This is a genomic window from Desulfobacterales bacterium, from assembly GCA_029211065.1.
Lineage (GTDB): Bacteria > Desulfobacterota > Desulfobacteria > Desulfobacterales > JARGFK01 > JARGFK01.
This window is the reverse complement of the sequence record JARGFK010000170.1, coordinates 1-5,968: the sequence shown is the minus strand read 5'-3', so window position 1 is coordinate 5,968 and position 5,968 is coordinate 1. Positions and strand designations below refer to the sequence as shown.

Annotated in this window: 6 protein-coding genes; 2 read left to right on the top strand and 4 right to left on the bottom strand. The window is 46.9% G+C overall.

Going from position 1 to position 5,968, the window contains the following annotated elements:
• Positions 1-1,076: alcohol dehydrogenase catalytic domain-containing protein (locus P1P89_21710; GenBank protein ID MDF1594135.1), on the top strand; the 1,076-nt coding region annotated here is incomplete at its 5' end.
• A 56-nt stretch (positions 1,077-1,132) separates the two neighbouring features.
• On the top strand, positions 1,133-2,335 hold the full coding sequence (locus P1P89_21705) for a sulfotransferase (protein MDF1594134.1): 1,203 nt from the start codon (positions 1,133-1,135) through the stop codon (positions 2,333-2,335).
• Between the two features lie 42 nt (positions 2,336-2,377).
• Here P1P89_21705 and P1P89_21700 read toward each other — a convergent pair whose 3' ends face one another.
• The 4 genes from P1P89_21700 to P1P89_21685 form a co-directional block, all read right to left on the bottom strand.
• Positions 2,378-3,139, bottom strand: a complete 762-nt coding sequence (locus tag P1P89_21700) for a hypothetical protein (protein ID MDF1594133.1) — start codon at positions 3,137-3,139, stop codon at positions 2,378-2,380.
• Positions 3,140-3,180: 41 nt separating this feature from the next.
• Entirely contained in the window at positions 3,181-4,452 is a 1,272-nt protein-coding gene (locus P1P89_21695; GenBank protein ID MDF1594132.1) for an ABC transporter ATP-binding protein, read from the bottom strand.
• Positions 4,453-4,481: 29 nt separating this feature from the next.
• Positions 4,482-5,303 (bottom strand): ABC transporter permease, encoded by an 822-nt coding sequence (locus P1P89_21690; protein ID MDF1594131.1) that lies wholly within the window; start codon positions 5,301-5,303, stop codon positions 4,482-4,484.
• Positions 5,304-5,655: 352 nt separating this feature from the next.
• A partial coding sequence (locus P1P89_21685) for a hypothetical protein (protein ID MDF1594130.1) occupies positions 5,656-5,968 on the bottom strand: 313 nt, incomplete at its 5' end.

Sequence of the window (5,968 nt, the reverse complement as noted above, 5' to 3'; positions counted from 1 at the left end):
GGGATATCCCGTTTCCGGAAACGAACTGCGCCATGAAAGCCGCTTTTGTAAAAAGAAAAAACAACATCCGTATCATGGAAATTCCAACACCCGCGCCGCAACGGGCGGAAGTCTTGCTAAAAATCGATGCATGCGGCGTGTGCGCCAGCGATTTCATAGAAGCAAAAGTCTGGGCCAGAAAATGGAAACGGTTTGGCCATGAAATTACGGCTACGGTCGCCGAGACCGGAACAGATGTGATCGATCTTTCTGTCGGTGACCAAGTTGCCGTGGCGCTTTCTTCCCCCTGCGGCGGTTGCACTCCCTGCGCTGACGGAAATTTCAGAAAATGCAACCATCTGATTGCCGCCGACCAGGGGGGATTCGCCGAATATCTTTTGGTCAAGGACTGTCGTCTGCTGCATAAAGTCGAACCTTCGATTCCCGTTGAACTGGCTGCTCTTGCCGAACCGCTGACCGTCATTCTGGATGCATTTCACCTGGCCGGTTTGAACCGGGGGGATCACCTGCTGGTTATTGGCGGTGGTTTTATTGGCAAATTGGCGCTGCTGACATCCAAAGCTCTGGGGATTGCCGTCCAGGGTGTCTTATCCCGCAAAAAACATCCGGATCTGACCGCCTGCCTCAGAGAGGCCGGCGGCGATTACTTTTCGTGGCATACATTTACAGGTAAAACCCTGGCAGCGCCAATAGGATTGAAGAAAAAACTATCGGGGCTCACCGGAAGGGTGGTTGTTCTTCATACGGCGCCTGCCGGGTTTATACCACTGTATCTGAGTCGCCTGCCTTTTGATTCTACGATTGTCAACATCGGCCTGTCTGCCTTCCCGAAAGAAAACGCGATTAAAGTGGACGCAACCAGGCTCATCTTTAAAAGACTTCAGATGTTGAGCGCCTTTCCGGTACCGGCCCTTTATATGCCCCAGGCGATTACGCTGCTTCAGCAGCACGCCAAAATCTATTCCAGGCTGACGACTGAACGAATGCCTCTGACGCGACTGCCCGAAATTATCACCAGAACCGTTAGATCTGAAAAAAAAATATTGATCACAATGGAATCATGTACTAATTTTTGACCCATCATTAACCATCCGCGCCCCAGGGCATTCCTATTGACGAAGGTTGAGCGATTATGCCGATAGAGGCTTTGTTCATCACAGGACGTTTTCGAAGCGGTTCGACCTTGTTATGGAACATATTCCGCAACATTCCCCGCTGTTGCAGCTATTATGAACCCTGCCATGACCTGCTGCCGACGCATATCCGCCTCAAGTCCCCAGCCACTCCCGGCCATGTCGGCGTTAGCTCCTATTGGGATGAGTATTTGCCGATATATGAAGGACTGGAAGTGTTTCATCGCCCTGACTTCGGCATTAATCATCTCCATCTCGAAGAAGACAGCCCATATGCAGACCTGGATAAATACATTCGCTTCCTGGTTTCATCCACCAGCGACAAATTGCCGGTATTGCAGTTCAACCGGGTGGATTTCCGGCTGCCCTGGCTCCGGCGGCATTTTCCGGAGGCTAAAATCATTCATCTGTTCCGCAATCCAAGGGAGCAATGGTTTTCGATAATCCGTGATTTGCCGAATGAACGCCGTAAAGATCCTTATGAGAATACCAACTACGAACTCATGACATGGTCTTGTTCTTTGTGCGCAACATTTCCTTTTCTATTCGGTTCCCATATCAAAACATCCTATCATCGCCATTACCTGTTATGGAAACTGAGCAAACTCATGGGAGAACGCCTCAGCGACCTGAGCATCGACTTTGACGACGGCATGATCGTCAGGCCTGCGGAATCCATAAGAAAAATGCTTGCCCTGGCTGAAATAAATGATGCGGACGTCCAAAAACTGGCGAATCTGGTGGTCACGCCGGAAAAGGGGAAGTGGCGTCATTTGGAGTCAGAAGACTGGTTTGGATCCGCTGAAAAAGAATGCGATGCGCTGCTCGACCAATTAGGCCTTTCCGCAAAATTCGGTCTGATCCCACTGGTTGAGATCTGCCGTATGAACAAAAATGCCTGGGACCCTTTTTTCGGGCAAGCAAGCCGAGCCGCCATTGAAGAAGCATTGAAACTGTTTTCGCGATCGAGAAATGAGGGACTGGACGGAAGAAATAATGCCAAGCTTGCCATTGCCGATTATCGCGAACGGTTAGACTATATTGCCGAAGTATGTTCCAGAACAAAACGATCAGCTCTTTTAAAAATATTTTATTTCCCGTTACAAGAAAAACTGAACCGTATTGCCGATGCCTGCAACCCAACCCTTCCCATTAAAAAGCCATTATGGAAAAAATTATTACAGCGATATTTTCAGCGATAGGCCGCTAAACCGATTTTTCTAAACTACCAATTACTGCGATATCTACACAAATGCGTGCAAGCATACTTGATGATGCTCGGAACCATTTTTGTGAGTCAGTTTAAAACTTCCAATCTCATCCACTTTGCTGAAACCCGCGGCCAGGAGCATCTTTGGCAGCAGACTCTTTGACGGCACCCACCAGTCAAACGGGCGATCACTCTGCACCCAATGAAGCGTCAAATGTTCCTCTTTAGGAATATAGGAAGAAATCACCACTGCCCGTCCTTTGGTTAACAGCCTGACGTTCTCTAACGCCTGCATGATATCTCGCAAATGGGTCATCATCGAACCGAATATCACCCAATCAAAGGTCCCCAGAGTTTTATGCAACGGGTCATTAATGCTGCCGTAATGCAGTTGCACTTTACTGTTGAAAATCCGATAGGATTCTTTGAAATCTTTTTGGTTGCTTCTCGGGATATTCACTCCGCTGTAGGAGATGTTTGATTTTGCATCCCACTCGGAGATGTCCGGCAATTCAACTGCCGCGACAGGGAAAGCGCCTCTTTTTTCACATTCAAACGCAAAAAATCCGCTCGCCGTACCGATATCAATGCAGGATTGACCGCTTAAATCTTCCGGTATTCCAAAACATTTCCATAACGGGTACAGGTCATACTGTCCTTCCCATATCAGTTGATTGTGATTGTCTTTCAGCGTATGGTAATGCCACGCTTCTTGAGAGAGTGGAATGTGATCAGGATTGCCCGGTTCTTTTTTTGCTTGAATGACGCCTTTTGTTTTTTTGAAAATACCCATCATATGACGACCTCGCCCAATTATTATCCGGTCACGGGATATAGTTATAATTTTTCATGACGCCAGGAGTGATCCACCCAAATTATACCCCTGCTTCTGTCCAGTTCCATTCCGCTGTGGTAAATATCTTTACCTTCCACTTCGAGCTTCATCAGATTTTCAGCATAAAAATACCACTCCACCGCCTCTCTAGCAAATCCTAAATGAATGTAATAGATTCCTTTTACCAGTGGAAAACGTCTGATTTCCAGGTCAACAAAGCCTTCATTAAACAATTCATCGATGCAGTATCCACTAATCGGCATATTACTCGTTCGAAATATCTCTATACCGTTCTGGTCGTTGAAATTGACCGCAAAGACCGGAGAGATGAACTTCGCTGAAGCGCTATAATGAATACGCACTCGGATATCATCACCGGATGCCGTCGGCAGATCCGGACTAGAGAGATTATGAATCTCAACATTATTAATTTCAAAGCCTTCAAGCCGGCACCCCGCGAGGGCCTTCTCATCAATCGAATATCCTATCCGATTGATGAGAAGGCCCTCGCCGATATTGCCTTTTACATAGCAGTCGATGGCCCGTTCCGAAGAATCAAAGCAAGCGATTCGGCCAGACTCAATATACATTCCCAGCGGGCATAGACTCCTGACTGCCGCCATATTATGGCTCACAAATAGAATGGTCCGGCCCTCTCCGGATATGTCTCCGATTTTGCCTAGACATTTTTTCTGAAACGCGGCATCTCCTACCGCCAGGACCTCATCCACCAGCAGGATTTCCGGTTCCAGGTGGGCAGCAACGGCAAAAGCCAGCCGAACATACATCCCGCTGGAATAGCGCTTTACCGGCGTATCGATAAACTTCTCTATCTCTGCAAAGGCCACTATCTCATCAAACTTGCGCTTGATCTCCGCTTTTTTCATTCCCAGGATGGCGCCGTTCAAATAGGTATTTTCCCGCCCGGTTAATTCAGGATGAAATCCGGTGCCGACCTCCAGCAGACTCCCTACCCGGCCATCCATCCAGACCCTACCCCTGGTCGGCCGGGTGATGCGGGAAAGAATTTTCAACAAGGTGCTTTTCCCCGCACCGTTATGCCCGATAATGCCCAGAACATCGCCGGTCTTAACTTCAAACGAAATATCTTTCAAGGCCCAAATGGTTTCATTTTGAAAGGACCGGCGCTTACCCGCTGATAGACGCTTAAAAGAAGAAATTATTTTTTCACGAAAGGAGCCGGTCCGGTTATGAAGCGCTCCCAGATGGTAAAGTTTACCGAGGTTCTCTACTTTTATGACGGTATCAACCATTTTATGAAAGATTCATAAATTAAATTGTCTCAGATAATATCGGCAAACTCGCCTTCCTTTTTGCGGAAATAGAAAAGCCCCCCCGCCAGAACAGCTATGGCAAAAAGCGCCGTCAGCAGGGCTTTCAGCCAATCCATTTCTCCTATCCCTAATAGAGACCAGCGAAAACTCTGGATCACCCAGGTCATGGGATTAAGATAATAAATAAATTTCAGCTTTTCCGGAATGTTTTCCAGACCATAGGCCACAGGCGTAATCCAAAACCACATCTGCGTAAGAAAGGGAACCACAAATTTAAGGTCATGATACTTTGCACAAACTGCGGAAAAGAAAAATCCCATTCCCAAGGCAATTCCCAGGCCCATGGTGAGAAAAACCGGAAAAAAAACAATGGAGCTGCCGGGACTGACTCCATAAATCCCCATCATCACCAGAAACAAAATGAGGGAAATGATAAAATCTGCGGCGCCCCGGGCCAGGCTGGCGATCGGTATAATCAGCCGGGGAAAATAGACCTTGGTCAACAGGTTCGTGTTGTTTAAAAGACTGGCAGTGGACTGCTCCAAAGCGACCGAAAAGAAACCCCACGCCATTACCCCGCAAAGCGTAAAAAGCGGATAGGGCATTCCGCTTGAGGAAAGTCCCGCGATCTTACCGAATACCAATGTATAGGCGAGCACGTAAAACACGGGTTTGACCACGGCCCATGCAAAACCAAACACCGTCTGTTTGTATTGGGCCATAATATCACGCCAGGCCAAAAAGCCAATCAACTCACGGTATTCAAAAAGCTCTTTAAAATTAATCCGTACCCAACCTTTTTCAGGCTCTATGACAATTTGATTCGGCATTTTTTAACGTAAACCTATTTGCTCACATCGGGTTTTCAATATAATTTTTTGATTTTTTTATGCCAATTCCAGGCGGTCTGAATGATATCATCAATACCCGCATGCATCGGATTCCAGCCCAGGACCTTTTTAATTCTATCGGAGGTTCCGACCAGAAAGGCAGGATCCCCCGGCCGTCTTCCCGATTCAATCGCAGTAATATTTTTACCGGTAATCTCTCTTGCGGTTACTACGACTTCTTTAACGGAAAAACCATTACCGTTTCCAAGTCAGTCTAATTCTATGCTTAATAAATTCATTTTCCAATGGGTTCGACGGATTGTAATCAGATCAGGATGCAATCCAATGCCATTTAGACCGCATCCTCTAAAAAATCAGCAAAGGCCATAAGCTCTGCCCTAACGTTGCTGAATAAAATCGGAGTGCTCTTAACGAGCTTATGCATTTTGGCAGGATCGAAATTAAACGCATATACATTGCGGACTATATGCCTGAAACCTCTCAATTCATTTAGCGCCAAAAAACTGGCGTTTGAAATCACTGCAGGTCTAATTTTCGGAATCTCCATTGCGATTTGCTCAAGCAATTCCCGATGCCAATTTTCTCCAGCAGGCATGGTGCCATCAACATTTGCGGCTATTATTTCAAATAAACGTTCCAGCCCT